Here is a 25,558-nt window from a genome sequence, read left to right as displayed (position 1 = left end):
GCCGGGGAGCGGGCCGTCAGCCCAAAAACGCCTGCGCCGGGGCCGCTGTTTCCGCGCCCCAACGGGCAGTCACCCGCACCGCATCCAGCGCCGAGACCACATCATGCACCCGCACACACCACACACCCTGCACCGCAGCCAGAACCGACACAGCCGCGGTCGCGGCATCCCGCATCCGCGCCGGGCGCGGTTGCCCGGTCACCGGGTCAGCCAGCAGACGCCCCAGGAACGACTTGCGTGACGCGCCCACCAGGACGGGATGACCCAGCGCGCCGACCTCCCCCAGACGGGCCAGCAACTCCCAGTTGTGCTCGGGCTCCTTGGCGAAGCCGAGTCCGGGGTCGACGATCAGACGGCCGGGCCTGATCCCCGCCCGCAGCGCGGCCTCGATACGCAGGCGCAGCTCGTCGACCACGTCGGTGACGACGTGGCCATAGGCTGCGTTCGCCTGCATACGTGCGGCGTGTCCGCGCCAGTGCATCGCCACGTACGGCGTGTCGGCCCGCGCCATCAGCGGCAGCATCGCCGGGTCGGCAAGCCCGCCGGAGACGTCGTTGACCAGCCGTGCACCCGCCTCCAGAGCACGGGCGGCGACCTCGGCCCGCATGGTGTCGACGCTGACGAGCCCTCCTGCCGCGGCCAGTTCCCTCACGACCGGCAGGACACGCCGCAGTTCCTCCTCGAGAGGCGGACGTACCGCGCCGGGGCGGGTCGACTCGCCGCCCACGTCCACGATGTCGGCTCCCTGCTCCAGCAGCGCGCACCCGTGCGCCACGGCCGCCTTCGGGGCGAACGACTGCCCGCCGTCGGAGAACGAGTCCGGCGTCACGTTCACCACGCCCATCACCAGCGTCCGGCCGGGCCGCGGAAGCCCCTGCGGGTGGAGCTGCGGCACTCCCGGGCCGGCCGGGACGACGGCGGTGGCGTCGGCGTGGGTGGTGGCGCTCACGGGGATCCGGCCTTCCGTGCCGCGGCCGTGGCCAGGCGGCGGCCCGGGCGCATGGACGGGCGGGTCCGGTTCGTACCGCGGACGGCGACCGGTCGGCCCGCCCTCCGGTAGAGAGCGAGGAGGCTGCCCTCGTCCGCGGCCCCCTCCTCGATACTCACACTGTCGGCCCCGGCCGCGTAACCGGCGAACTGGATGCGCACACATCGCACTCCCTCACCCGACCGGCGAGGAACTCCTCCGACAACGAGGGCCGGTCGTAGGCGGTGGGTCTCCTCACCGACGACGAGCCGCCCGTCGTAGCCCTGCGCGCGCAGCGCACGGGCGGCCCACAGCCCCGCCGGCGAGGCACCGGCCACCGCCACACTCTTCACGCAACGCCTCCCACACGCGCGCCGCCGAGCCGTGCCACAGCGCAGGTCGGCGGAAGGTTGGGCGGGGCGTCGGACAACTCGACGCAGATCATGCCGTCCTCGACCACAACACGGTGGGTGCGCACGGGGAGCCGGGCCGGAGGCGCATCCACACCCCCGGTGCGCAGATCGAACTTCGAGGCATGCAACGGGCACTCGACCTCACACCCCTCCAGCCAGCCGTCGGCGAGCGAGGCGTCCTGGTGGGTGCACGTGTCGTCGATCGCGTAGACCTCGCCGTCCTCGGTATGGAACACCGCGACAGGCGGATCCGACTCGAGCCGGAAAGCCTCGCCAGGCGGCAGATCGGCGAGACGGCACACAGGAATCATCACGACCACCTCGGCGCGTAATACGAAACTGAATGCGCAAAGCGCAACGTCAGTCTGGGGTCGGCCCACCCTCATGTCAAGAAGTCCCCGGACACCCGGGAAATCCGCCCGCACACAACCAGCCGACAGGGGTTCACCACCGCCGAACGACCCACTTTCGGGCGAGGTCGGCGCGGCCTGGCCGCCCTGTTCTGGTCCGAGGTTCAAGGTCCGACGTCAATCCGTACGGCACCCTCCGCGTGGACATGGGCCAGCGGCTCGACCTGGCACCGGCCGCTGCCGTGCCCCGCCCGCGCACCGCGACGGACGGCGTCGGGTCTCGAACGGAGATCGCCAACCAGTAGGCTCCTTCCGCACCACGACGCAAAGGGGAGCTCGGTGGCGCGGGTTGCGGTGATCGGTGGGGGTATCAGCGGGCTGGGGACGGCGCTCATGCTTGGTCGGCGGGGCCACACGGTCACGTTGTTCGAGCAGGACGCGCGGCAGGCCGGAAAGGACCTGAACCGGGACGTCTTCCACTGGGACAGGCCCCGAATCCCGCAGGCCGTCCAGCTGAACGCCTGCCTGGCACCTCACCTTCGGCGCTCGAGTGCCGGCTGTCCCGGCAGTCGGCGGCCTCCGGATCGTGCCGGCCGCGCCGCATCACTGCACCCGCTTCATTCCCAAGGGGCGATGAGGACCAAGGGGGCCCGCTCCCTACATGCTGCCGGTGCGACAGTCACGCTGCTCACAGCGCATGACGCGATCTGCACCGCAAGAACGGGCCGCTACGCACGCCGCCGCCGCCCCCTCGACGGCTACACAGCAGCCACCGGTCCCACACGAAGTACCAGGAGCACCCCCAGGATCGAACGGAGACAACAACCGAGGACTGACCTGCGCCCCCGAGAGGTCCGGTGACCACGCGCATCGGGCGCACCGCGATCGTTCCGTCACAGCGATCCACGCCACCCGAGCGAGCCGCGGGGCCACAGCACCGCACCGCTTCCCCGAACCGGGACGCCGGGACTAGGAGGCAGTCACGCTCGCCGGTGAGTCGCACGTCGACGGACGGTCCCCTGCTCATCTCCGTCCAGGCGACATCTCCGCCGGCGGCGATCCTGTCCAGGATGCCCACGACGGTGACGGCCACCGCGAACGCAGCGCCGAGGGCCGGCTCGGCACACACATGCGGCGATCCACAACCCTGGGGCGGCTACCGCTCGCTGGTGGTGCCAGAGCGCGTACGTGCCCTTTCACGGACCGCACGACAGAACTCCGAGCAGACCAATACGGCCACAACGGCAACGGTGGTCAGCGTGGTGGCGCCGACGATGTACGGCCAGATCACGCAACCAAGCGTAGCCCAGCGTGCAGGCGCCGGGCGCAGGTCAGGGCGGTGCGGGTGTGGCCGTCAGCTGGGCCCAGGCGCGGAAGTTGCCGTGTGCGGCGTGTGGTCGGCGAAACCATGTCCGCCACTACCTGCCCCTTCCTCCAAGCGTCGACACATCGTCCCAAAGGGACCCGACCGCATCCACCGCCTGAATCCAACACCCCTCATTTTCAAATCCCCGCCCGGTACACGGCCTTCCGGCGTACGAAGGACATGGCTGCCCGACCTGCCGTCGGTTCCGCCGCCACGACGATGCGCTGCGCTCGTAGTGCTGTTGACTGCCACGGTCGGCGGCCCCGGAAAACGGTTCGACGGCTGTCCGGAGTCCTGACACAGTGGCGCACTGTGACGAACGTCGAGCTTGTGACCCACGCGGACGTGCAGCTCATGCAGGGGCTGGCGCAGCGTGTCACCGCCATTCGCCCGGAACTCGTGAACAGCGACGCGTCGTTCGGCGAGCTGGCCTGGAACTGGGGCAAGGGGCACGCCAGCGACGGCGCAAGCTGGCGGCGGCGGCTGTGGTTCTCCGGCGCGGATCTGGTGGCGTGGAGCTGGGCCCATCTTCCGCACCAGGTGAGGCGGAGCGACGGGTCGGTGAAGGATGTCACCGGCGCCTATCTGGCGTATCAGGTCCATCCCGACCACGCCGGGCTGGTTGACGAGGTGATCGACTGGTACGACGGTACGGCGGGGCACATCGAGCGTACGGTGATGCCGAGCGCCTCCGACGAGTTCGCCCTGAAACGATGGACGGCGCACGGCTATGAGACCGACCCTGCCTCGCTCGGCGACGCCGGGTCCTGGACCCAGCTCAACGAGCGGGACCTCACCGTCGTGGAACAGCCGGTACTGCCGGACGGATTCCGGTTCCGCACTGCTGACGAGGCCGGACCGAAGGCCGCGGTCCAGGCCCATGTGGACGCCTGGGCTCCCTCGACGTACACGGCCGAGAGCTACCAGGGCGTCCGGCAGACGGCGGCGTATCGCGGCGACTTGCACCTCCTGGTGGAGGCGCCGGACGGAACGATGGCATCCTCGACGATCATGTGGCTCGACGAAGCGAACAGGACCGCTGAGTTCGAACCGGTCGGGACGCATCCGGACTACCGGCGTCTGGGGCTGGGAAGGGCGATGCTTCTGCACGGGATGCATCTGGCGCGGGCGGCCGGGGCCACTCATGTGACGGTCGCCTGCCTGGGTGCGCCGGGGCATCCCGAGGCGCGCGGGCTGTACTACAGCGTCGGGTTCCGGGAGTTCACACGGGACGCGCCGCTCATCAAAGCCACGACAGCGGGCTGAGGACTGGTCGTTCGGGTGGTCGCTGGTCGGGCCACGTCGGCTCGGGCGACGTTCTGCCGCAGGCGGGTGTCGTCCGACGCGTCCCGTCTCGGTGACACGCATTGCCGTCACTTCTCGGGTTCTGGCTCAAGTTGTGTGCGGCAGCTTCGGTTCGCACCAGTGCGTGACTTACGCGTGGAGCTGGCTATGGTCTCTCGCCAGGCTTGGGTGTTGGATGGCAGCAGTTGGATGGGCTTCGAACGGGAGAAGTATCGAGGGTGCTGATCGTTTTCAGATGTCGGTCGTGCAGTGCTCCCTTGTCGAACCCGCTGGAGCAATGTGAGTGGAAGCCCCTGCCGCCCGTGAGGGGCAGGGAGCACTACACCTACGGCCCATCGACAGTGCGGGTGGGGTCCTTCTCCGATGACCCGGATCCATACGGTCCCGCTGGTTCGACTGCCACCTGGGTGATCAACCCGCTGGACGGCGTACTGCTGCGGCCCCATACGGACCCGTCTCGACGTTACGGGTGCTGCAGACTGGACGGGCTCAACGGACCGAACTTGCTGTGTGGCCGCTGCAATAGAGAGGTCGGCATCGAGATCTCCGACTGCTGGACCGAATACGACATCCGACTGTTGAGCACAGCGGTGTCAGAGAGCCTCCACCGTCGACCGACGAGTCTCGACATCAGCACGACAGCAGGACACGTTTCCGCAGCGCGGCACGCGGCACCCGGCTGAACTTCACGCTGCTCCAGCATGGCAGCAACACGTCCGGGACACACCGCAACCGCCCGCGTTCCGCACCCCTGCCCGCCTTCGCCAAGGGCGGCCGCGAGCGCTACGGCATCGCCCCGGACATCCGGGCCGACCTCGACGCCTGCCTGGCCGAGAGCGCCAAGGAGCACGGCGCGCCGCTCCCCTGAGCGCCGGCGCCGCACGCGCCTACCTGGACGTGTGCTTCTTCCACCCCTTCGACGACGGCAACGCCCGCTCCGCGTTCCTCGCCCTCGTCTTCGTCCTCGCCCGCGAGGGCGTCGCGCTCGACGGCGTTCGCCTCGTCCAGGTCCGCGCACTCCAGCAGATCGAATCCCACGATGATCTCCTTGGTCTCGCCGAACGGACCGTCCGAGACCAGCAGTTCCTTGTTCCGTACCCGTACCGTCGTCGCCGCCGTCTCGGGCACCACTGCCATGCCCTGCAGGCGCCGGCCCGCGGCGTCGTTCTCCTCCACCCACGTATCGATGTCGGGCCAGTCGCCGGTGTCCGTGTCGGGCTGGGTGTCCGTGCAGACGAACATCAGGTACTTCATCGCCAGACCTCCTTGCGCTCTTTCTCCATCGGCACCCTGGTGGCGATCGACGGACACCGATCCGGACACTTCGACGAAGAATTCCACGGCCGGCCTGTGGCCGGCAGCTGCGGTCACCGGTCCCGGCCATCGCGCTGGGCAACGCCCCCCGGGGCCGGGCCGGCTTCTGCGCCGTAGCGCTTCACCGTGCCGCTCGGCGGCCTGCTGCGGCGTCGTCGTGACCGTCCACCCCGAGGTCTGCCCGGTGTCCTCCAGGGCGCGGTGACCGGAACTCGGTGAGCAGTAGAGCGATGTCGTCGGCTCGGTACGAGGAGCCGCGCGCGTTGTGCAGAAGCCGGTCGGCGAGTTCGTCCAGCGAGTCCGCACGGGCGTGGGCCAGGGATGCTCGCAGGCGGTCGATCCCCACGTCGATATCCGTTCCGGGTTCCTCGACCAGTCCGTCGGTGTAGAGGGCGAGGACGGATCCGGGCGGCAGGGTGATTCGGGTTCCGGGATAGGCGCTCGCGCGCTCGACACCGAGCATGGGGCCGACCTCGAGGTCGAGAACATCGGTCGTCCCATCGGGGCGGCGGAGCAAGGGTGGGGGGTGGCCGGCGGTCACTGCGTAGGCGTGGTGGCCTTGGGGGTCGAGGTGTATGCAGCAGCAGCTGGCCAGCAGCCCGGTGCCGAGGTCGATGAGGGTTCGATTGACGCCTGTCATCACCTCGCCGGGCATGAGCCCTACGGCCGCGAAGGCCCGCACCGCACTGCGCAACTGGGCCATGGTGGCAGCGGCGGCGATGCTGTGTCCTTCCACGTCCCCGATCACGAGACAGACCCCGCTGTCGGTGGGGATGACGTCGTACCAGTCGCCTCCGATGTCCATTCCCCTGGTGCCGGGCAGATAGCGCACGACGCTGCGGATGCCCGGGACTACCGGCAGCCGGTGCGGCAGGAGCGCCTGCTGCAGGCCGCGCGCGAGAGCGAACTCCGAGTCGTAGAGCCGCGCTCGTTCCAGAGCCTGGGCGATCAGCCCGGCGAGTGCGGTCAGGACACCGCGGTCCCTCTCCGTGAACTGATGGATCTCGTCGAAACCGAGGACGCAGGTGCCGACAGGGCGGCTGGAGGCGATCAGCGGCAGATACGCCCACGAGCTCACCTGGCCCATGGGGATGCCCGGGTAGCCCCGGGAAAGTTCCTTCTGTGACTCGATGAAGAGCGGAGCGCCGGACGTCAGGGTCTCCGTGCCGGGCAGGCGGGCGTGCAGCGGTACGCCCTCCAGCCAGTCCAGGAAGTCCTCGTGGTGGCCGGTGTGAAAGAGCCGGTGCATCGTTCCGTCGCGGACCACATAGATCGCCAGTTGCTGGCCTCCGAAGGCCGGGAGGAGCTGGTCGGAGACGACCTCACAGACTTCACGGGCCGTGACGGCCTCTGTCAGTGCGCTCCCCAGCTGCAGGACGTGGTACATGACGCCCAGGCGCGCCGGCGCGGTGGCGGGTGCTGCGGCTGCCGAGGAGGCGGGACGCGTCGATTCCGGGGGTGGCCGACGGACGGGCACGATCCGGCCGGTCACTCCGTCCGCCTCCGGATGGAGCGAGAAGGACAGCCATCGGTCGGGCGGACGGCAGGCGAGGAAGGAGGACGGCTCCTGCGAGATCATCGCGAACCGGTGCCGGTGCTCGACGTCGGGATCGGAGAGCCACGGCAGCACATCCCAGAGGAACTGGCCCAGCAACTCGTCGCCGGACGCGCCCAGCAGTCGCAGGGCACTGTGGTTGGCGTAGGTGACACGTCCGCCCGGAGCGAGGGAGAACACTCCCTCCCGCAGCCGTTCGACCGCTGCCAGGGCCGTGTGTCCGGCCCGGGCATCGACGACCGCGCCGACCAGGGGGGTGCCTGCCCGCGTGTCGTCGGCGTCCGGCACGCGGCCCCACAACTCGACCGTGCGGTACCCCTCGCTCCCGTACTGGTGATCTCGCAACCGTAGGCGCCTGCTGGTGGTCCGGCCGTCCTTGGCTTCTCGGGCCCAGGCTCGGAAAGCAGCAAGATCGCCGGGGTGAAGGCACGAAGTAAGCGTTTCGGCCCGTCCGTCGAAAGCACGAGGGTCGAGACCGAAGATCGCACACAGCTCGTCGTCCACGGTGAAGATGCCGGTGACGAGGTCCCACTGGAACAAGCCGACCCGTACGGCAGCTCCCGAGGGAGTCGGGATCTCGACGGGGGCCGTTCCCTGCTCGCATTCCACAGGATCGCCGGTACGGTCGCGGAGTGCGGCCAGGGAGTCACCGAGCCGGTTCGCGACACTGCGCAGGTGGCGGCGCTGGGCCTTGGACAGCCCCTCGCTGCCTGGGGATGCCGCCCAGACGGTCGCCAGCGATCCGAAGGTCTCTCCGCCTGCGCCCACGGGCACGGAGCAGGAGCCGAACGCGTACGGCACGGCCACCGCGAGCTGGGGATGCCGGCGCATCGTCTCCTCTGCGTTGGCCAGATGGACCGTGCGCCCGGTCCTGTACGCCGTGGCGACCGGGATGGGACTGCTCACCGAAATGAGCCGCCAGCCACCGAGCAGGGAGGGTGGCACGCCGCACGTCGCGGCGAGCACGATCGAACGGCGGTCGCGGGAGCGCAGAAAGACACTCCCTGCGTAGGCGCCGGTTCTTTCGACGGCTTCGACGACGGCTGCAGCGAGCAGATCCTCACGCTCCGCCGTCTCGCCGACCGCCATCCTGTGCATGCTTCCAGTGTGCGCAGTGCAGCACAGGTCAGCTCGGCGGCAACCCAGCGTGACGATCCGAGTGGCGATCGCAGGCCGGCGACCAGCAGAAGCGGGCCACCCCCGATCGCTCCGTGCGGATCGCCGGGGACGGTCCAGCGCACCGCGAATCCGGCAACTCACGGCGCTGCTGGAAGGCCCCGTCGATTTTGAACGGCCATGTCCCGCCCGCCGGGTCGGGCGGGACATGGCCGACGCTATGGCGAAGACGTCCCCTCCAGGCATGATCGCAGCTGTTCCCGAAGGGCCGGGAGGGTGGTTGCATCGCAAGACATGACAACCACGAGCCTGCTGAGTTCGATGCCTTCGGCGCGTTGTGTGAAGGACCAGCGCTGACCTGCCCGCAGCAGGGTCGTGAGGAGGAGCCGCCGTCCGGCGGCATCGCGCGACAGCACCTCATCCGCAGCCTCGACGATCAATACGTATTGGTCGGCAGAAAGCCACTTCAGATCGCGCAGACAGTCGGAGAGGGCATCCCAATTCCACCCGAAATAGTCAGGCAGCCCGAGCCGGTCGTAGAACTGCTGGAAGACAGCATCCGTGTCGGGCATCCTGCGGCCGTCGAGACGCGCTACGTACGTCCTGCCGCTCAAGGGAAGCAGTAGATCGACAGGCAGGGCGCCTTGCTCCGGAATTACGTGCAGCCAGGGCACGGTGTGCAACGCCATCCCTCCCTCCCGTGGTCCACGCCGTCGACAGCCGGCAGCGCAGAGCTGCAGAGTCCAAGGTTTGCCCCGCGAACGATCTCGGGCGTCTCGCTGACTTGCTGTCTCTTCGATTGCCCAGCGAGGGCACAGTCTTCCAGGGACGGGCTCCATGGCAAGTCCCTGCAGACCGGGTGCCGCGCGCCACTGCGCTTTCTCAGCCGATGGTGACGACCCGCGCCCACGGCGGTGCGGTGTCGTCCGGGACGTAGTCGGGGTTCTCCTCGTTCAGGGCGCGGGCGTGGCGAGGGAACAGGCCGACGACGGTGCGGCAGGGCGGCTGCGCGGAGGGCCACGGTGTCTGGCCGTCCGTCAGGGCGACGATCACGTCCGGGCGTGGCCGGGAGCGGAGCGCCCGGGTGAAACCGGAGCGCAGATCCGTTCCCCCGCCGCCGAGCAGTTCGATGCTCTCGGCGCGGCAGAGCGGGACGGCGACGCCGGCCGCCGCGTCGCAGGAGATCACGGAGACCAGGTCGCGCCGCCCGCCCACCGCCCGTGAGATCGCCGCCACCTCCAGCAGCGCGCTGCCCAGCTCGGCGTCGCTCACCGACCCGGAGGTGTCGATCACGACGCAGACCCGGGGCGGCTTGCGGCGAAGGCTCGGCAGCAGCACACCGGGGACACCGGCCGAGCGCCGGGACGGACGCCGGTAGCTGTGGTCCTCGCCCACCCCCGGCGCGCCCGCCGCCGAGCGGACCGCCGCGCCCAGCAACTGCCGCCATGGCTGGGGTGGATGGAATGCCTCGTCCGCCCATCGGCGCCACCCTTCCGGCGCGTCGCCCGGTTGGCCCTTGATTCCCTCCGCGACCCGGAAGCGGACCGCGTCCTGCTGCTGCCTGGTCAGCCCGTGTGCCCCGTCGGGCCCCAGCTCCCACGGCCGGTCCTGCCCGTCGGCGCCACTGCCACAGTCCAGCCAGGCCAGGTCCGCGGCGATCCCGGACATCGACGCCGTACGCAGGTACTCCTCCATCAGCAGCCCGTCGGGCAGCCGCAGCAGCGACGGCCGCACAGCCCCGGTGGGCAGGGGCAGACCGTCCCCGTAGATGTCGTCGTTGATCTCGAAGTCGGCGGCGATGTTCCGCCGCAGCCTCTCGCCCGGCCCGTACTCCTCGTGCTCCCGCGCATACCGCTCGCCCCGCCCATGGTGGTCCCGGATCAGATGGGAGACCTCGTGCACCCAGACGCCCGCCAGCTCCTCCACCGGGGTGCGCGCCACGAAGCCGGGCGAGACGTAGCAGCGCCAGTGTGCGTCCACCGCCATCGTCGGCACCGACCGGTCCTCCACGACGTGCAGCGCGAAGAGCGCGCCGGCCAGGTAGGGCCGGACCTTCACCGCGTGCAGCCGGGCGGCCATCAACTTCTCCATGTCCAGCGGGAGTCCGGGCCGGTCGGCCCGCCCGTCGGAGCCGGCCGGCGACTTCGGCACGGTGGCCCGCACGGGGCGCGGCGGCGCGGGCGGGGACATCGGGCGCGGAAGCGGGCGCGGCCCCGGACGCTTCGCGGCCCCCGTCATCGGCGCGCCCCCGTCGCCCGCCGGGCGTCCGCCGCCGCCGCGACGCGCCCCACCGAGCGGTCCGCCCGCCGGGCGAGACCGATCACCCCGGCCAGCCGCTCCACCGCCTCCGGCACCTCCCAGTCGTCGCGCCGCAGCGCGGCCAGCGCCGTCGCCGGGGCGACCAGCAGGTCGGGGGCTCCCGTCTCCAGCGCCCGGACCAGTACGGCCCACCCGGCCTCCCACCGCTCCCGCTTCGGCCGAGCCCCGACGGCGGCGACCACCGCCTCCAGCGCCGCCTGACGCAGATCGCCCCGCTCGGGCAGCACGGCGGAGGCCGGATCGGCCAGCAGTGACTCCGGGTCCGGCAGCTCCATCCGGTCCAGGTGGGCGAGGAGTTCGAGCCCCGGCCCGTCCCCCACCGCGCCCCGCACCAGCAGCGCGAGCACCTCCCGTGAGACGGAGGCCGCCGTGCCGAAGGCCAGCAGGGTCAGCGCGGCGTCCCAGCTCCGGGGCGAGGGCCAGGCACCGCCGCGCCGCGTCTCGGTGCTCGGCAGCCGGTGGATCAGCGTCGGCCGGGCTCGCAGGAAGCCGCAGACGGCGCGCCGGGCGAAAGCCACCGCCTCCGGGAGCCGCTCCGGCACCAGCCGGGGCAGCTCCGCCCGGGGCCAGACCCCGCCCAGCCCGCGCACCACCACCTCCCGATCGTGCACCCAGTACAGATGCACGAACCGGTTGGCCAGCGGCGGGCTCAGCTCCCACCCGTCCGCCGCCGACGCGCGCGGATTGGCGGCGGCCACGATCCGTACACCTGGGGGCAGTTGGAGCGCACCGACCTTCCGCTCCAGGACGACCCGGAGCAGTGCGGCCTGGACGGCCGGGGTGGCGGTGGAGAGTTCGTCCAGGAAGAGCAGCCCCCGCCCGGCCCGCACGAGCTCCACGGCCCACTGCGGCGGCGCCATCGGCACCCCCTGCACCGCCGGGTCGTCGCCCACGATGGGCAGCCCGGAGAAGTCGGACGGCTCGTGGACGCTGGCGATCACGGTCGTCAGTGGCAGGTCGAGGGAGGTGGCGAGCTGCGTCAGGGCAGCGGTCTTGCCGATGCCGGGCTCGCCCCAGAGCAGTACGGGCAGGTCGGCCGCGACGGCCAGGGTGAGCGCTTCGAGCTGCTCGTCGGGGCGCGGCTCGGTGGTGGTCGTCCGCAGGAGGGTGAGGAGGTCGTCGGCGAGGGCGATGTGGGTGCCGGTGACGGATGCGTCGGCGGGGGTGGGTGCGTGCGTGCCGGCGGTCGGGGTGACGGGGGCGGGCAGGAGCGTGCTGGAAGTCATGGGCATCACCTGGGGTGGGGTAGGGGAACGGAACGACCCGTCCCGGATGTCGTGGGGTGCGGCGTCGGATGCGCAGTGCGGAAACGGGCTTCGGTGGGGCAGCAGGTCAGCAGGCCAGGCCGGTGCGGGGCCGGGTCCGGCTGATCCGCTTGCGGCGCATGACGGGAGGCATACGGCGGTCGAGCCGGGGACGGTGGCCCGCCTCCGCATGCCCCACGTCCGAGGCGTTTCCGGCCCCTCGCGCACCGGCAGCGGGGTGCACGGCGACCAGCCCCGAGCGGAACAGCCCGTGCTCGATCCGGCGAGTCGTGGCCGACTCCAGTTCCTCCCGGAGCGGACCGTCGCGCAGGACCGCACCGGGACCGAGCAGCGCCTCGACCACGGCCAGCGCCCCGGCGACGTCACCGTGGCCGAGCCGCTCACGTACCGCGGGCAGTGCCTCCGGGTTTCGGTGCACCGCGTCGATCGCCCGCAGGCAGGGCAGCGCCGGACCGCCGAGCGCTACCAGCAGTTCTTCCCGGCGCAGTTGGGCCGGGTCGTGATCGATCGCCGTCAGCACCCCGTCCCGCAGCGCGATCCGGTGGACCTCGCCCCGGCACTCCACCCGGTGCGGATCGCCGGGCTCGGAGGCGGGGCCGGCCACGGGTGCCGAGCCGTACGCCGCCAGTGCTGCGGCGACGAGCGGATGCAGCCGCTCGGCCGCGACCAGTCCGGCCCGCAGCAGCTCCAGATCCGGAAGGACCCGGGCCGCCGCCTCCGGCAGCACCGGAAGCGCCGCGACAACCTGGGGCGGCAGCGACGCCTCCTGCAGCGGCCGGAACGTCGGGGCATGACTGTCGTCGGGAGCGACGAGTTCGAGCACGGCGCGGCTCCGCGCGCCGAGCCGCACGGTGAAGGCCCCGTGAGGGCGCGCCTCTGCCCGCAACAGCAATTCCGCCTCGGCGGCCCAACATGCCACCGCCCACGGGGAATCGTGGTCGGCGGGTCGTCCGGGTCGATCCGGCAGACCTGGCGGGTCCGGCAGTACTGGCCGGCCGGGTGCGTGGGACCGCTCGGGGGGCGCCGTGGACGGTGCCTCGCCCGCACCGCACCGCCGCGCCAGTTCGCCGATCCGCCCGGAGTCCCAGAGATGCCGGTGCAGGTCGAGCCGGAAACGCCGGTCGGGATGCGGGTGTGGATGCGGATGCGGATGCGGATGGTGCGAGGGGGCGCCGTTTCCGGGCCCCTCCCACAATGCCAGGGACATCCGCTGCCCGGCGTCCGCCCAGGCCGGCGGCGTCCGCACCACCAGCTGCAGCGGCGCAGCACCCGAACTCCGGTAATGCGCCAGAGAGATGGTGAGGCCGGGCCGGAGCCGCCCGTCGGGGGCGATCCGGGGCATGTGCCAGCGGAGAAGATCCGGCGCCAGCCGACGCAGATCTGCACGGAGGCGGGTGACGAGATCGGTGCCGTGGCGGTCGCGCACGGCGCGCAGATCGAAGTCGACGTCGATCCGGGCGGCGGCGCAAGCCCCCGCCCAGTCACCGACCGCACGCCGTGCGGTCGCGGTCTCGATCATGGACGGTGGCACGGCGTACTCGCGCACGCGCTGCCACATCAACAGGCGGGTCGGAATCCTGTTCGCGAGGTGATGTGCCATCAGCACTCACCTTGCACGAACGATTCCCCCAATCCGTACGAGGAGAAGTTCTTCATCGCCGGCATCGTAACCACCCCGATGATGATCTGTCAGCCTGCTTCCTATTCGTTGAGCATTGCTGCTCGGATCGGATGGTTCGCTCTCCGCACGGGGTGCTGGAGTCCTGGACCGGCAGTCTGGTCCGGTGGCGATCGGCTCGTCCCTGGATGATCTGCTTCACTCGCGTGTGCGGGGTGTGCAGGGAGATGTCAGGGTCTCCGTCTCGTTCCAGGACGTTGATCGCTCCCGCGTGGTCTGCCTGCCACACCACCCCGCACCCTGACCGGGTGCAGTGAAGCCGGTCCCCGTGGCGCTTGCCGAGGATTCGGCAGCAGGGGACGACTTGTGAGGTGTAAGCCGCGTTGACCAGCGTCAGCGTAGAACCTCTGCGCTCTGACACGCTGTTAAGTGCCTCGGCTGTGACGCCCTTGGTCCAGGCGGCGAGGCGGCGGTTGGTGTTCTTGCCCAGCTTCTTCCGGGAGACGAAGCTGCGGGTGAGGTCTTCGGCCACCAGGTGGGCGGCTTTGTCGATGACCGCGTGGACGGCGGTGAAGGTGACCGTGCGCACGCGGGACTCGAAACGGCTGCGACGGCGGTTGCGCTTGATCGTGCCGAGGTTGCTGGCCTGGATGCGGTCGGCTTTCGCGTGGTCACCGGCCTTGCGGGCCTTCTCGGCAACGGAGCGGATCTTGGCACGGCGGGCGTTCTTGGTCTTGAGGGAGTCGGACTCTTCCCGCAGCAGGACGCCCAGTTCGGTGCCGTGGTGGTCGCCGTCGGAGTCGGCCAGAACCTCGGTGTAGCCCTTGTCCACGCCGACCTTCGCGGCGCCGCAGGGCCGGGTTTCACGCAGATCGGGGGCGTCGATGGCGTAATGCACCTCGAGCCGGCCACCGCGCAGGATCAGTCGCAGCGTTCCCGTGGGTGCGACGGTGGTGTTCAGCGGGATCGCGATCTTCTGCCTGCGCCCCAGGCCGGGGATGTCGATCCACACATTGCCGTCGGCCATCCGCCAGACGTTGTACTGGTCGGAGCGGACCACGATCTGATTCGCCGTCCGGCTGACGCCGTGACGCACGTGCCGGCGCATCTGCCGGGCGAGGAAGCTGTCGTCCTGCCACCGGCCGTACTTCAGGTCGGCGTACGCCTTCTTGCGTTTCGACTCGTCCTTGTAGCGGCGGTGGACGGCCTTGCGGACCTTCACCTTCCCGGCTTCGCGGTGGGCGGCGATGTCGGCCACCGCGTCGCGGACGGTCTCCTTCCACGCGTTGGCGAGCACGCCGAAGGTCTCGGCGGTGCCATCCTGCATCCACTGATCGCGGATCGTGCGGTCCTTGACGCCATCACGGACAGGGGAGCCGTACCGCGCCCACACCATGGCCCGCACCCGGCCGAGACGACGCGCCTGCTCGTCGAGCTGGGCGTACTTCCCGGCGTTGAGGCCACGGCTGTAGGCGATGCGGGTGACCTTCACCGGCCACCACCGAGCTCGTCCTTCAGCGTCTTCTCGTAGCGGCGCAGGCCGTACAGGCGGCAGGAGAAGGTGTGCACGATCGCCAACAGGTCGTCCACGAGCTCCTGCTGAGGAGACAGCGACTCGGCGTTCGCGATGACGATCTCGCACCCATGGCGCTCGGCTACATGCTCGATGAAGTCGAACCCGAACCGGGCGAGCCGGTCCTTGTGCGCGATCACCAGCCGGGTGATCTCACCGGCCTCGATGCGGTCCATCAGAGCGAGGAACTTCTTCCGGCGCAGGTTCATCCCGCCGCCGATCTCCTGCACCCATTCGTCCACCGCGATACCCGCACCCAGACAGAACGTCTCCATCGCCGCAACCTGCGAGGCAAGGTCGTCTTTCTGCCCAGGCGAAGACACACGGCAGTACACCACCGTGACACGGTGCGCATGAGCGGCGATCCCGAGAGCAGCACGTACGTCGCCCTCGGTGAAGTACCGCTGACCGGTCGGAGTCCGCTTCGGCGTGATACGCCCCTCGGACTCCCAGCGCCGGACGGTCGACGCGGACCGTCCGATGCGCTGGGCAAACTCGGAGATGCGATACTTCCTGCTCATATGGGCAACTATAGCAAGGGCTGGGAAGGAAATTGACCACTCGTCAGAGCCCCTCTTGATCGCCGATCACCTTCCATTTCCTTCGGCATACGACGCACGACGCAACGCCCGGAGCCCGCGGCGGGTTCCGCCGTCGCCGCCCGCTACTGGCCGTGCGGACCCGGATTCGTCGGGAATCCGCATGCTGTCGGCGGCTTCGTTCGTCTTCCTCGCCGTCCGGACGATGTCCGCCGGCCCGCACGACGACGACTTCCAGTCCGAGATCATCCGGCCGATGGCTGGGCGCGGGAGCGCGACCGAGGCCGTCGCGCGCGTTCTGCCCGGCTCATCCTGACCGCGGTCATGCGGATGGCAGTCGTGCGGCCTGGTCCGGGCGGGCCCGCTTGTCGTCCACCTGAATGCCCGATGGTGTCCGCCGGGACAGCGCTCCGTACCGGTTTCCCTCCCGCTTCATGCCCGAATCTGTTTACTTCCCTCCAGGGCAGGCGTAACATCCGTGAAAACCACAGGTTCGGTCATGGAAACGGATGCAAAACCACATGCCCCTCGCGATGCGGGCACGCTCCGGGCGGAGTACCGCTCGACGCCGTCTCCTGCTCGGACCCGTCCGCCGGGGCACAGCGCCGTGCCCTCCCGCTGACCCGACGTACACCTCGTCCCCGCACCCCTTGTAGGAGGGCCTCCCCATGCCTCAGCGCACAGTCGTCATCGGTTCGCGCTCCGGACTGCACGCCCGGCCGGCCTCCCTGTTCGTCCAGGCCGCGGCCCGTCAGCCGGTCAAGGTGACCGTGGCCCGTGACGGACAGCCCCCGGTCGACGCGCGCAGCCTGCTGTCCGTGCTCGCCCTCGGAGCCCAGCACGGTGAGCCGCTCGTACTGGCCGCCGAAGGTGACGGCGCCGACGCCGCGATCGAGGAACTGGCCGCGCTCGTCGCCGCCGACCTCGACGCCAAGGAGCAGGCGTGACCCGAAGGACCGCCGTGGCGCCCGTGCTGATGCGCGGCATCCGTGTCGGCGGCGGCAGCGCCGCCGGCCCGGTCGCCCGCATGGCGCCCCCGCCCGCCCTGCCCACGCCGCGCCTCGTCGACGCGGCAGACGCCCCTGCGGAGGCCGCCGCGGCCCGCGCAGCGCTGGCCGACGTCGCGGCCGACCTCGAGCAGCGCGCGGCAGCCGTCGGCGGTGAGGCGGCCGAGGTCCTGTCGGCACAGGCGATGATGGCCGCCGATCCTGCCCTCGCCGACCGGGCGGAGTCGCTCGCGCACGACGGCAGAGACGCGGCGCACGCGCTGGACGCCGCGTTCGGCGCGTTCCGCTCCTCGCTGCTGGCGGCCGGCGGCTACTTCGCCGAACGCGTCGCCGACCTCGACGACCTCCGCGACCGATCCGTGGCACGGGTCCTGGGCCTGCCGATGCCCGGCCTGCCCGACCCCGGCCGTCCCCACGTCCTGGTCGCCGACGACCTCGCGCCCGCAGACACCGCTCTCCTGGACCCGGCGCAGGTTCTCGCCCTGGTGACCGAGCGCGGCGGGCCGACCAGCCACACGGCCATCCTGGCGAAGATCCTGGGGCTGCCCGCCGTCGTCGGCTGCGCCGATGCCGCCGCGCTCACGGACGGACGGCAGGTGCTGGTGGACGGAGACGCCGGTACGGTCGTGGCCGATCCGGAGCCGGTCGCCGTCGCTGAGGCCGCCGCACGCGAGGAACGCCGGCGGAGCGACGCGGCACTCGTCAGCGGCCCGGGCCGTACGGCCGACGGCCATGCGGTGAAGCTGCTGGTGAACCTGGGTGCGCTGCACGAACTTCCGGCGGCCGCGGCAGCCGACAGCGAGGGGGTGGGGCTCTTCCGTACCGAGTTCCTCTACCTCGACCGCGCCCAGGCACCCACCGTCGACGAACAGACCACCGCCTACCGCAAGGTCTTCGAGGCGTTCGCCGGACGACGTGTCGTCGTACGCACGCTGGACGCCGGAGCCGACAAGCCACTGCCGTTCGCCACCGCACCGGACGAGCCCAACCCGGCGCTGGGCGTACGCGGACTGCGCACCGCACGCCGCGATCCGCAGCTGCTGAGGACGCAGCTGGCTGCCATCGCCGCCGCGGCCGAGGGCAGCACGGCCGAGGTGTGGGTGATGGCGCCCATGGTGTCGCTGCCGACCGAAGCGGCTGAATTCACCGAACTGGTGAGGTCCCACGGGCTGCGCACGGCCGGCGCAATGGTGGAGGTCCCGGCGGCAGCGCTACGGGCCGGGACCCTCGCGCGCAGCTGCGACTTCTTCAGCATCGGCACCAACGACCTGGCCCAGTACGCGTTCGCCGCCGACCGCATGCTCGGTGACCTGGCCGATCTCCTCGACCCGTGGCAGCCCGCGCTGCTCGACCTGGTGCGCGCCACCGCCCAGGCGGGTGCCGAGCACGGCCGTCCCGTTGGGGTGTGCGGGGAGGCGGCATCGGATCCGTTGCTGGCGCTGGTCCTGGTCGGTCTGGGCGTCACCAGCCTGTCGGCCGCCCCCGGCTGCCTGGGCGACATCCGGGCCGCCCTGGCGGCCCACAGCCTCGACGACTGCCGCCGCCTCGCAGCGATCGCCCTCGCGGCAACGGAGGCGGCGGACGCCCGTCAAGCGGTACGGGCGGCGTCCTCCGCGGGGCTCGGCACGGCCTGAGCCCGCCGGCGCGGGAAGCCTCCGCCGACCACACCGGGACGCGGGACCGATGGACCATCGGTTCCCGCGCCCGGCCGGGAGCCACGCCCGGCCTCGGAGGCGCGGGCCTCCTCGGGGCGGGTCAGGCGTGTCGGGCAGTTCGACGAGGAGCGCGGCACGTTGCGGCAGGTGAGTTGGCTGGGTACGTCGGTGACCCGGCCGGGTGTGGTACGTCCCGGTAGATCTCGTCGCAGCCGTGGTGGATGGCAATCCGGTCGGCGGCGTCGGTGTTGTCGGAGGTCCCGGCCTGGTCGGTGCGGACTGCGGCGGCGGGCGAGTCGACCTCGGTTTTCTCCTCCCCTCGCACGCCGCTCACCACCGTAGGGGCCTCTCCCCCACCGCCCGAGGCCGGGCACGCTCGCCGATCGGCGCCGCGTCCGTAGGTGGACGATGTGGGAAGTGGGTGCCGGGTGGCCCACGGCTCGGCGCGCAGCGTCACGCCGGAGCCTCGGTGGGCCCGGGCTGGTGCCGCGGCGTACGGCGCCGCCGCCGATGCAACTACGTTGGCAGCGCCTGGCGGTGGGAGCCTACGCGGCGGTGTCGGCCTGCCCGGCCCGCTGGGCTCGGCGGCCGTGTCGCCAGGAACGCTGTTCACCGGCCCTGCCATGTTCCACCCGGACGCCGGCCACCTCGACGCGGACCGTACGGTCCGGGCGGTGTCGACGTCGCCGCGTCCCTGGGCGCGGCGTGCCTGCCGTCGGGGGCGGCCGGAGGCCCCGCTCCCGCGAAGAAGGGCGCCCGGCACGAGTCACGTCCTGGGTGAGCCGCCGGCTGAGCGGCCTGGACCCGAGCCGGTCGCCGAGCAGAGCTGCCTCTCCACCATTGACGGCCGACGAGGACTTCGTCATCGTCCGCCTGGACTCCGTGGTCGTCGCCTCACCGTGCCCCGGGCACGGAGGAATGTTCGCTCACCCCATCGGGTCGCTCCTCGTGGCCCTGGTGCAGGGCGGCACGGCGCACCCGCGCTTCACGTTGCGCGAACTAGACTCCGTAACTCCGAACTGCAGTAAGGAATCATCCCCATGCAGCAAGTGAAGGCCGTGGTCGCCGGAGGCAAAGGGCAGCCGGTCTCCGTGGAGACGATCAACGTGCCCGACCCGGGCCCGGGCGAAGCACTCGTGAAGGTGCAGGCGTGCGGCGTCTGCCACACCGACCTGCACTATCGCGAGGGTGGCATCAACGACGAGTTCCCCTTCCTGCTGGGACACGAGGCGGCCGGCGTCGTCGAGGCCGTCGGCGACGACGTCACCGGTGTCGCACCGGGGGACTTCGTGATCCTCAACTGGCGCGCGGTCTGCGGCGACTGCCGGGCGTGCCGCCGGGGCGAGGCGCAGTACTGCTTCGCTACCAAGAACGCCACGCAGAAGATGACGCTGGAGGACGGGACCGAGCTGACGCCGGCGCTCGGCATCGGGGCGTTCGCCGAGAAGACCCTGGTCGCGGCCGGGCAGTGCACGAAGGTCGACCCGTCGGCCCGGCCCGCCGCGGTCGGACTGCTCGGCTGCGGCGTGATGGCCGGCCTCGGGGCCGCCATCAACACCGGCGGGGTCACCCGCGGCAAGTCCGTCGCGGTCATCGGCTGCGGCGGAGTCGGTACGGCGGCCGTCACGGGCTCCGCGCTGGCAGGTGCCGGCCGGATCATCGCGGTCGACATCGACCCCAAGAAGCTCGAAGCCGCGAAGAGGCTGGGCGCGACCCACACCGTCGACGCGTCCGGCACCGACCCCGTCGCGGCGATCCAGGAGCTCACCGGCGGCTTCGGCGCCGACGTCGTCATCGACGCCGTCGGCCGCCCGGAGACCTGGAAGCAGGCGTTCTACGCCCGCGACCTCGCGGGCACCGTGGTGCTGGTCGGCGTGCCGACACCGGACATGAAGGTGCCCGACATCCCGCTCATCGACATCTTCGGCCGCGGCGGCTCGCTCAAGTCGAGCTGGTACGGCGACTGCCTGCCGGAGCGCGACTTCCCGATGCTCGTCGACCTCTACCAGCAGGGCCGCCTCGACCTCGACGCCTTCGTCACCGAGGAGATCGGGATGCGGGACGTCGAGGCGGCGTTCGAACGGATGCACCACGGCGACGTCCTGCGATCGGTGGTGCTGTTCCCGTGACACGGATCGGCCACGCCGTCTCCCGCGGCACCTTCAGCCTCGACGGCCAGACCTTCGACGTGGACAACAACATCTGGGTCGTCGGCGACGACACCGAGTGCGTCGTCATCGACGCCCCGCACAGCGTCGCGGACATCATGGCCGTCGTGGGCGACCGCGAGGTCAGGGCCATCCTGTGCACCCACGCGCACGACGACCACGTCCGGGTCGCGCCCGCACTGCGCGAGCGGGTCGGCGCACCGATCATGCTGCACCCGGACGACAAGCCGCTGTGGGCGCTGACGCACCCCCACCGGACCTGGGACGTCGACCTGTCCGACGGAGCGGAGATCCGCGTGGGCGACACAACGCTGCGGGTGCTCCATACGCCGGGCCATGCGCCCGGCGCGGTCTGCTTCCACGCGCCGGACCTCGGATGCGTCTTCACCGGCGACACGCTCTTCCAGGGCGGTCCAGGGGCGACGGGACGGTCGTACAGCGACGAGGACCTCATCAAGCAGTCGATCCGTGCGCGGCTGTTCGCGCTGCCGGACGACACGGTCGTGCACACCGGCCACGGCGACGACACCACGATCGGAGAGGAAAGGGAGCGGCTCGGCCCGGGCGGCGGACGCCAGGGCAGTCCCTGAAGCCGGACGCATGTATCCGGGGCCGTGGGCGAGTCGTGCAACTCGCCCGCGGCCCCGGCTCATTGTGTGCTCCCCACGGGCTTGAGGTGGGCACCCGGGACCACGGAGAACTGCGCCGGGTCGCGCATGCGACAGATGGCGGACCTGTCAGTCGGCGGCGGGCTGCTGCGGAGCGGTATGGAGGTGGCGGGCGTTCATCGGACCGCTCACGCTTGTTCGCGCTCAAAACAGCCCACTTACTGATCGTTTCAGAATGAGTTGGGCTGCGGTTCTTGTGCTCGACGATCTTGGTCGGCAGGGTGTCCGGGGTGCGCGCTGATCTTGTTCCTGACGACCTGTGGGAGCGGGTGGCCCCGCTGCTGCCGCCCGCTCCTGAGCGGCGCCGCCGCTATCCCGGGCGGCTGCGCGTTCCTGACCGAGCGGCACACGCCGGCGTCATGTATGTGCTGCGGACGGGTGCCGCGTGGCGTGATGTTCCCGCGGAGACGGTGGGCTGCTCCGGTGTGACGGCCTGGCGTCGGCTGCGAGACTGGACCGAGGCCGGCGTGTGGCCGCGCCTGCATGCAGCCCTGCTGACCGAGCTGCGCCGCGCCGGTTTGTTGGATCTGGACGACTGGTCCGTGGATGGGTCGCACGTCCGGGCCCTCAAAGGGGGGATCACGTCGGCCCCTCACCCGTCGACCGCGCCCGCCCCGGCTCCAAGCACCACCTGATTGTCGACCGTCACGGAACTCCGCTCGCCGTCACCCTCACCGGCGGCAACCGGCACGACGTCACCCAGCTCCTGCCGCTACTCGACGCCGTCCCGTCGATCCGGGGCCGGCGGGGACGTCCCCGCCGCAAGCCCGGGCGCCTGTATGCCGACCGGGGCTACGACTTTGACAAGTACCGCCACCTGCTGGGGAAGCGGGGCATCAAGCCGTTGATCGCGCGACGCGGCGTCGCCCACGGTTCTGGACTGGGCAAGGTGCGTTGGGTCGTCGAGCGTGCCGTCGCCTGGCTGCACCAGTTCAAACGGCTCCGCACCCGCTACGAACGACGCGCCGATCTCCACCAGGGCCTGCTGGAACTGGCCTGCAGCCTCATATGCCTGCGCCGCCTGCGAACCTCATCCTGAAGCGATCAGTTGGCTACCATACCAGCGCAGCCGCCAGAGGTCGAAGACTTCGCTCCCGTCGGCTGCGAAGTCCACATCGACCTCAGAGCCGTTGTCGCACACGAAGCGGCACCCTGCCCCATGAACCGCATAGGAGTAGGTGCCGACCTGCCCACTCCGGTTGATCCGGCGCGAACGGGCCAGGCCGAGGACATCTGCCAGTCGCTCAAGCAAGGGGATCGCCACCCTCATGGCCTCGTCAATCGCGTTCAGAGCGTGGACGTAACCGAGCACGAGGTCCCGTGCAGCCCCAATCCGTTCCATATGGCGTCATCCCCCCTGAGCCCGTGGCTGAAGGGATTGTTCCATGGGGCCGCCAGCGTTTCCGCAGGACGGCATTCTGAAACGATCAGTTACTGACGCCGCCGGGCAAGGACGCAGAACTCGTTGCCTTCGGGGTCTGCCAGGACAACCCACGACTGGTCACCCTGACCGATGTCGACACGCCGTGCGCCAAGAGCCACAAGGCGCGCCACCTCGGCCTGCTGGTCATCAGGCCTCAAGTCGAGGTGCAGTCGGTTCTTCACCGTCTTGTTCTCCTCAACTCGGCCGAAGAGCAGCCCGGGCAGGCGCTCCGGCTCCGGGCGAATCTCGAACTCTTCAGCGGAGGAGTCCACCACAACCCAACCAAGAGCCTCGGCCCACCACTGCCCCAAGGCCACCGGATCTACCGAGTCAATGATTACCTGCTCCCATTCCAAGGTCATCCGCCGAGCTTAGACCTGCCAGGAGTTCGGAAAACAGCCTCTCGGCCTGCGGCTCACTGCTGCGGTGCCCCGGTCTCAGTCAGTTCGCCGGCGGCCATCCCAGCCACCGGTTCACACCGCTCTCCTGGAGGAACCGCTCGTCGTGGCTGATGACGACGAAGGCTCCCTGGCAGGAGTCAGCTGTCCCGTGCTGACGAGGTCGAGGTTGTTCGTCGGCTCGTCGAGGAGCAGCACGGCGTGGGGCCGCATGGAGCGGTGCGACGTGCGGCAGGCGGGGTCAATCAAAACCGCGACCGCGCCGTGTGGGGGTCAGACTATTGCCCGACCGCGCGCCTGCCGCGTCCGAGGTGCTCACGCGGGCTGGCGGGCCAGGGCGCAGATCTCTCCGTCACGGAGCCCGTAGTAGACCAGCGTGAGCAGCTTGCGGGCCGCGGCGAATCTCGGCGATGTTTCTGCCGCGGCGGGCCTCGATCCGGGCCCGGTCCTCGGTGATCTTGGAGGTGGTCTTGCGCTGGATCGCCTCCACCACGGCCCAGCGCACCAGCTTGCTGCCCTGTTTGGTGACGTGGCCACGGCGGAGGACGGTGTCGGATTCGTAGTGCCGCGGGGTCAGGCCGGCCCAGGAGCAAGCCGACCCGGCGGAAGCGAACCGGTGCACATCGCCGATCTCCGCGACCAGCACCGCCGCCAGGGTGGTACCGATGCCGGGCAGCTGCTGGAGGGCGCGATAGCCGGCGTGGCCGCGAAGCCGTTCCGCGATACGGTCGTTGAACAGGGGTTCCCCGGCGTTCAGTTCATCGATCAGCTTCAGTAACGACCCGACGCGCTGGGCATAGGGCCGGCCGGCCGGGTCTGCTCCAGCCAGGCCCGGCCGTCGATACCGAACAGGTCGGACGCCGGTCAGCACCCCGGCTTTGGCGAGCACGGCGTGCACCTGGGCCTTCAGCCCGGAGCGCAACGCGACGAGCTTGGCCCGGTAGCGCACCAGTTCCCGCAGCTCACGGACCTGCGGTGGGGCGATCCAGGCTTCCGGCAGCCGCCCCATCCGCAGCGGTCCGCCAGGTCTGCGGCGTCGCGGAGGTCGTTCTTCACCCGTCGGTAGGCGAACCCCTTCACGCCCAGCGGGTGGGCCAGGTGGACACGCGCCCCGCCAGCTGCAGGACATCGGCCGCCCAGTACCAGCCGTAGGCGGCCTCCAATACAGCTTCCTGGCGGGCAGAAAGAACTCGGCTGCGCCGGTCTCCAGACGCAGCCGCGTGAATCCCATGCCCTTGGCCTCGGTGATGATGTGCTCCAGCAGCAGGGATGCGATCCCGCTTCGCTTGTGCGTCGGCGTGGTGCGCATCGACTTCAACTCCGGGTGCCCCGCGTCCAGCCTCTTGATCGCACCGCAGCCCACCACGGCGTCACCGTCCATGACCGACCAGTACGTGACCTCGGGCTTGCGAAGCTCCATGTTTGCCGGTAGCACTGCCCCGCCTGGGCAGGGCGTTCGCCGGGCCCGAGGTCCACAGGGCATCCTGGCTCCTGGTGGCCGCGTGCGTACGCATCACCGCTCCCGGCCGGTACCGCGCTGCCCAGAGCGGCGGGACGGGTCCGCCGACGCACGCACCGCTCCCGCGCCGGCGATCACGACAAGCGCGACGGCCACCACCTCCGCGACCCCCAGACGCTGGCCCAGGACCAGGTACCCGGCGAGGGCGGCGACCGCCGGCGCCAGACTCATCAGCACCGCGAACGCCGTCGGCGGCAGTCGGCGCAGGGACAGCAGCTCCAGGCTGTAGGGCAGCACGGAGGACAGCAGGGCGACCGCCGCCCCCAACGCCAGCGTCACCGGTTCCAGCAGGGCACCGCCCGTCTCCGCGACGCCCAGCGGCAGGATGAACAGGGCGCCCACCGCCATGGCCAAGGCCAGCCCGTCGACCCGGGGGAACAGGCTGCCCGCGCGGACGGACAGCAGGATGTACGCCGCCCACGACGCAGCCGCGCCCAGAGCAAACGCGATACCCGCGAGGTTCAGGTCGTCGAATCCGCCCCGGCCCAGCAGCGCCACACCCCCCAGCGCCATTCCGGCCCACAGCCACCTGCTCGCCCGGCGGCCGGCGACCACCGACAGGACCAGGGGGCCCAGCACCTCCAGGGTGACCGCGGTTCCCAGCGAGATCCGTGCGATGGCCTGGTAGATCAGGACGTTCATGCCGGCCAGTGCCACCCCGAAGCCGACTATGACCGCCCAGCCCTCGCGCCCGTGACCGCGCACGGCCGGTCGGCACACGGCCAGCAGAACCAGGGCCGAGATGCCCAGCCGCAGCGACACCACGCCCAGGACGCCTGCCCGCGGAAAGAGCAGCGCCGCCACGGCCGCCCCGAACTGTAGGGAGAACATGCCGCAGACGACGAGGCCGACCCCGGTCAGCCGATCCCTCGCCGGACCCCCAAGGGGCCCGGCGGCCGCGGATGCGACGGGCGGCGGCGCAGAGCGTACGGGGGTGTCGGCCATGACATTCGATCCGTTCAGCAGTGGGTGGCAGGGGCTCGCTCGCTCGGCTGGTTCCGTAGGCGAGAACGGGCAGCG

Annotated in this window: 23 protein-coding genes and 2 pseudogenes; 9 read left to right on the top strand and 16 right to left on the bottom strand. The window is 70.9% G+C overall.

What is annotated here, in order from left to right; genetic code table 11:
* Positions 1 to 16: 16 nt before the first annotated feature.
* From folP to ACF08N_RS16820, 3 genes are read right to left on the bottom strand one after another with little or no spacing between them, the layout of a single operon-like run.
* Positions 17 to 949: a dihydropteroate synthase gene (gene folP / locus ACF08N_RS16830; RefSeq protein ID WP_392325359.1), complete on the bottom strand. Its 933-nt coding sequence runs from the start codon at positions 947 to 949 to the stop codon at positions 17 to 19.
* Entirely contained in the window at positions 946 to 1,320 is a 375-nt protein-coding gene (locus ACF08N_RS16825; RefSeq protein WP_392325358.1) for a hypothetical protein, read from the bottom strand. Before ACF08N_RS16825 ends, folP begins: the two co-directional genes overlap by 4 nt.
* Complete coding sequence (locus ACF08N_RS16820) at positions 1,317 to 1,691, bottom strand: bifunctional 3-phenylpropionate/cinnamic acid dioxygenase ferredoxin subunit (protein WP_392325400.1); 375 nt, start codon at positions 1,689 to 1,691, stop codon at positions 1,317 to 1,319. Before ACF08N_RS16820 ends, ACF08N_RS16825 begins: the two co-directional genes overlap by 4 nt.
* 378 nt (positions 1,692 to 2,069) lie before the next feature.
* Here ACF08N_RS16820 and ACF08N_RS16815 point away from each other — a divergent pair, with 378 nt between their 5' ends.
* The 3 genes from ACF08N_RS16815 to ACF08N_RS16805 all read left to right on the top strand — a co-directional run bounded on the left by ACF08N_RS16815 (position 2,070) and on the right by ACF08N_RS16805 (position 5,832).
* A complete protein-coding gene (locus ACF08N_RS16815) occupies positions 2,070 to 2,591 on the top strand; it encodes an FAD-dependent oxidoreductase (protein ID WP_392325357.1) in 522 nt (173 codons plus the stop codon).
* An 817-nt stretch (positions 2,592 to 3,408) separates the two neighbouring features.
* Entirely contained in the window at positions 3,409 to 4,362 is a 954-nt protein-coding gene (locus ACF08N_RS16810; RefSeq protein WP_392325356.1) for a GNAT family N-acetyltransferase, read from the top strand.
* Positions 4,363 to 5,223: 861 nt separating this feature from the next.
* Positions 5,224 to 5,832, top strand: coding sequence for a hypothetical protein (locus ACF08N_RS16805; RefSeq protein ID WP_392325399.1), 609 nt, complete (start codon positions 5,224 to 5,226; stop codon positions 5,830 to 5,832).
* 4 nt (positions 5,833 to 5,836) lie between these two features.
* On the opposite strand, the gene ACF08N_RS16800 is transcribed toward ACF08N_RS16805, so the two are convergent.
* The 7 genes from ACF08N_RS16800 to ACF08N_RS16770 all read right to left on the bottom strand — a co-directional run bounded on the left by ACF08N_RS16800 (position 5,837) and on the right by ACF08N_RS16770 (position 15,682).
* Complete coding sequence (locus ACF08N_RS16800; protein WP_392325355.1) at positions 5,837 to 8,368, bottom strand: SpoIIE family protein phosphatase; 2,532 nt, start codon at positions 8,366 to 8,368, stop codon at positions 5,837 to 5,839.
* Positions 8,369 to 8,604: 236 nt separating this feature from the next.
* Positions 8,605 to 9,075, bottom strand: coding sequence for a barstar family protein (locus ACF08N_RS16795; RefSeq protein ID WP_392325354.1), 471 nt, complete (start codon positions 9,073 to 9,075; stop codon positions 8,605 to 8,607).
* A 193-nt stretch (positions 9,076 to 9,268) separates the two neighbouring features.
* Positions 9,269 to 10,477, bottom strand: a complete 1,209-nt coding sequence (locus ACF08N_RS16790; protein ID WP_392325398.1) for a VWA-like domain-containing protein — start codon at positions 10,475 to 10,477, stop codon at positions 9,269 to 9,271.
* Between the two features lie 143 nt (positions 10,478 to 10,620).
* A complete protein-coding gene (locus tag ACF08N_RS16785) occupies positions 10,621 to 11,931 on the bottom strand; it encodes an AAA family ATPase (protein ID WP_392325353.1) in 1,311 nt (436 codons plus the stop codon).
* 106 nt (positions 11,932 to 12,037) lie between these two features.
* On the bottom strand, positions 12,038 to 13,570 hold the full coding sequence (locus ACF08N_RS16780; protein WP_392325352.1) for a hypothetical protein: 1,533 nt from the start codon (positions 13,568 to 13,570) through the stop codon (positions 12,038 to 12,040).
* A 52-nt stretch (positions 13,571 to 13,622) separates the two neighbouring features.
* Positions 13,623 to 15,080 (bottom strand): zinc ribbon domain-containing protein, encoded by a 1,458-nt coding sequence (locus tag ACF08N_RS16775; protein WP_392325351.1) that lies wholly within the window; start codon positions 15,078 to 15,080, stop codon positions 13,623 to 13,625.
* Positions 15,077 to 15,682, bottom strand: a complete 606-nt coding sequence (locus ACF08N_RS16770; protein ID WP_392325350.1) for an IS607 family transposase — start codon at positions 15,680 to 15,682, stop codon at positions 15,077 to 15,079. The genes ACF08N_RS16775 and ACF08N_RS16770 overlap by 4 nt, the downstream gene beginning before the upstream one ends.
* Before the next feature lie 181 nt (positions 15,683 to 15,863).
* Between ACF08N_RS16770 and ACF08N_RS16765 the strand changes: the two genes are divergently transcribed.
* The 6 genes from ACF08N_RS16765 to ACF08N_RS16740 all read left to right on the top strand — a co-directional run bounded on the left by ACF08N_RS16765 (position 15,864) and on the right by ACF08N_RS16740 (position 22,237).
* Positions 15,864 to 16,016, top strand: coding sequence for a hypothetical protein (locus tag ACF08N_RS16765; protein WP_392325349.1), 153 nt, complete (start codon positions 15,864 to 15,866; stop codon positions 16,014 to 16,016).
* Between the two features lie 352 nt (positions 16,017 to 16,368).
* Entirely contained in the window at positions 16,369 to 16,647 is a 279-nt protein-coding gene (locus ACF08N_RS16760; RefSeq protein ID WP_392325348.1) for an HPr family phosphocarrier protein, read from the top strand.
* 29 nt (positions 16,648 to 16,676) lie between these two features.
* Positions 16,677 to 18,341 carry a phosphoenolpyruvate--protein phosphotransferase gene (gene ptsP / locus ACF08N_RS16755; protein ID WP_392325397.1) on the top strand — a complete coding sequence of 555 codons (1,665 nt, stop codon included), beginning with the start codon at positions 16,677 to 16,679 and terminating at the stop codon, positions 18,339 to 18,341.
* Between the two features lie 1,061 nt (positions 18,342 to 19,402).
* A complete protein-coding gene (locus ACF08N_RS16750; RefSeq protein WP_392325347.1) occupies positions 19,403 to 20,491 on the top strand; it encodes an S-(hydroxymethyl)mycothiol dehydrogenase in 1,089 nt (362 codons plus the stop codon).
* A complete protein-coding gene (locus ACF08N_RS16745) occupies positions 20,488 to 21,120 on the top strand; it encodes an MBL fold metallo-hydrolase (RefSeq protein WP_392325346.1) in 633 nt (210 codons plus the stop codon). Before ACF08N_RS16750 ends, ACF08N_RS16745 begins: the two co-directional genes overlap by 4 nt.
* Positions 21,121 to 21,428: 308 nt before the next feature.
* Positions 21,429 to 22,237 (top strand): IS5 family transposase gene (locus ACF08N_RS16740; RefSeq protein WP_392325396.1). Its coding sequence is split into 2 segments (ribosomal slippage): positions 21,429 to 21,768 and positions 21,768 to 22,237, totalling 810 coding nucleotides; the frame shifts between segments, so codons are not numbered across the junction.
* Here the strand turns inward: ACF08N_RS16740 and ACF08N_RS16735 are convergent.
* From ACF08N_RS16735 to ACF08N_RS16710, 6 genes and pseudogenes are all read right to left on the bottom strand, one after another.
* Positions 22,229 to 22,540 carry a DUF6896 domain-containing protein gene (locus tag ACF08N_RS16735; protein WP_392325345.1) on the bottom strand — a complete coding sequence of 104 codons (312 nt, stop codon included), beginning with the start codon at positions 22,538 to 22,540 and terminating at the stop codon, positions 22,229 to 22,231. The two genes, ACF08N_RS16740 and ACF08N_RS16735, sit on opposite strands and share 9 nt — an antisense overlap.
* Before the next feature lie 89 nt (positions 22,541 to 22,629).
* The gene (locus tag ACF08N_RS16730; protein ID WP_392325344.1) at positions 22,630 to 22,983 is read right to left on the bottom strand and encodes a VOC family protein; all 354 of its coding nucleotides are present in this window, start codon (positions 22,981 to 22,983) and stop codon (positions 22,630 to 22,632) included.
* A gap of 53 nt (positions 22,984 to 23,036) precedes the next feature.
* Positions 23,037 to 23,217 (bottom strand): annotated as a pseudogene (locus tag ACF08N_RS16725) (ABC transporter ATP-binding protein); the annotation flags it as partial.
* Between the two features lie 154 nt (positions 23,218 to 23,371).
* Positions 23,372 to 24,028, bottom strand: coding sequence for a transposase (locus ACF08N_RS16720; protein ID WP_392325395.1), 657 nt, complete (start codon positions 24,026 to 24,028; stop codon positions 23,372 to 23,374).
* Between the two features lie 153 nt (positions 24,029 to 24,181).
* Positions 24,182 to 24,436: pseudogene (locus ACF08N_RS16715) on the bottom strand (GNAT family N-acetyltransferase); the annotation flags it as partial.
* Positions 24,437 to 24,532: 96 nt separating this feature from the next.
* Positions 24,533 to 25,483, bottom strand: a complete 951-nt coding sequence (locus ACF08N_RS16710; RefSeq protein WP_392325343.1) for a DMT family transporter — start codon at positions 25,481 to 25,483, stop codon at positions 24,533 to 24,535.
* Positions 25,484 to 25,558 lie beyond the last annotated feature (75 nt).

Source organism: Streptomyces sp. NPDC015127 (assembly GCF_043080095.1).
GTDB lineage: Bacteria > Actinomycetota > Actinomycetes > Streptomycetales > Streptomycetaceae > Streptomyces.
Note: the sequence above shows the minus strand (reverse complement) of the source record. Positions and strands in the feature narration are given on the sequence as shown.

Bases quoted from the DNA above. Each gene is read 5' to 3' on its own strand.
- ACF08N_RS16820 (WP_392325400.1), bottom strand. From the start codon at position 1,691: ATGATTCCTGTGTGCCGTCTCGCCGATCTGCCGCCTGGCGAGGCTTTC.
- ACF08N_RS16800 (WP_392325355.1), bottom strand. From the start codon at position 8,368: ATGCACAGGATGGCGGTCGGCGAGACGGCGGAGCGTGAGGATCTGCTC.
- ACF08N_RS16795 (WP_392325354.1), bottom strand. From the start codon at position 9,075: ATGGCGTTGCACACCGTGCCCTGGCTGCACGTAATTCCGGAGCAAGGC.
- ACF08N_RS16790 (WP_392325398.1), bottom strand. From the start codon at position 10,477: ATGGAGAAGTTGATGGCCGCCCGGCTGCACGCGGTGAAGGTCCGGCCC.
- ACF08N_RS16785 (WP_392325353.1), bottom strand. From the start codon at position 11,931: ATGACTTCCAGCACGCTCCTGCCCGCCCCCGTCACCCCGACCGCCGGC.
- ACF08N_RS16780 (WP_392325352.1), bottom strand. From the start codon at position 13,570: ATGGCACATCACCTCGCGAACAGGATTCCGACCCGCCTGTTGATGTGG.
- ACF08N_RS16770 (WP_392325350.1), bottom strand. From the start codon at position 15,682: ATGAGCAGGAAGTATCGCATCTCCGAGTTTGCCCAGCGCATCGGACGG.
- ACF08N_RS16765 (WP_392325349.1), top strand. From the start codon at position 15,864: ATGCTGTCGGCGGCTTCGTTCGTCTTCCTCGCCGTCCGGACGATGTCC.
- ACF08N_RS16760 (WP_392325348.1), top strand. From the start codon at position 16,369: ATGCCTCAGCGCACAGTCGTCATCGGTTCGCGCTCCGGACTGCACGCC.
- ptsP (WP_392325397.1), top strand. From the start codon at position 16,677: ATGCGCGGCATCCGTGTCGGCGGCGGCAGCGCCGCCGGCCCGGTCGCC.
- ACF08N_RS16750 (WP_392325347.1), top strand. From the start codon at position 19,403: ATGCAGCAAGTGAAGGCCGTGGTCGCCGGAGGCAAAGGGCAGCCGGTC.
- ACF08N_RS16735 (WP_392325345.1), bottom strand. From the start codon at position 22,540: ATGGAACGGATTGGGGCTGCACGGGACCTCGTGCTCGGTTACGTCCAC.
- ACF08N_RS16730 (WP_392325344.1), bottom strand. From the start codon at position 22,983: ATGACCTTGGAATGGGAGCAGGTAATCATTGACTCGGTAGATCCGGTG.
- ACF08N_RS16720 (WP_392325395.1), bottom strand. From the start codon at position 24,028: ATGGGGCGGCTGCCGGAAGCCTGGATCGCCCCACCGCAGGTCCGTGAG.
- ACF08N_RS16710 (WP_392325343.1), bottom strand. From the start codon at position 25,483: ATGGCCGACACCCCCGTACGCTCTGCGCCGCCGCCCGTCGCATCCGCG.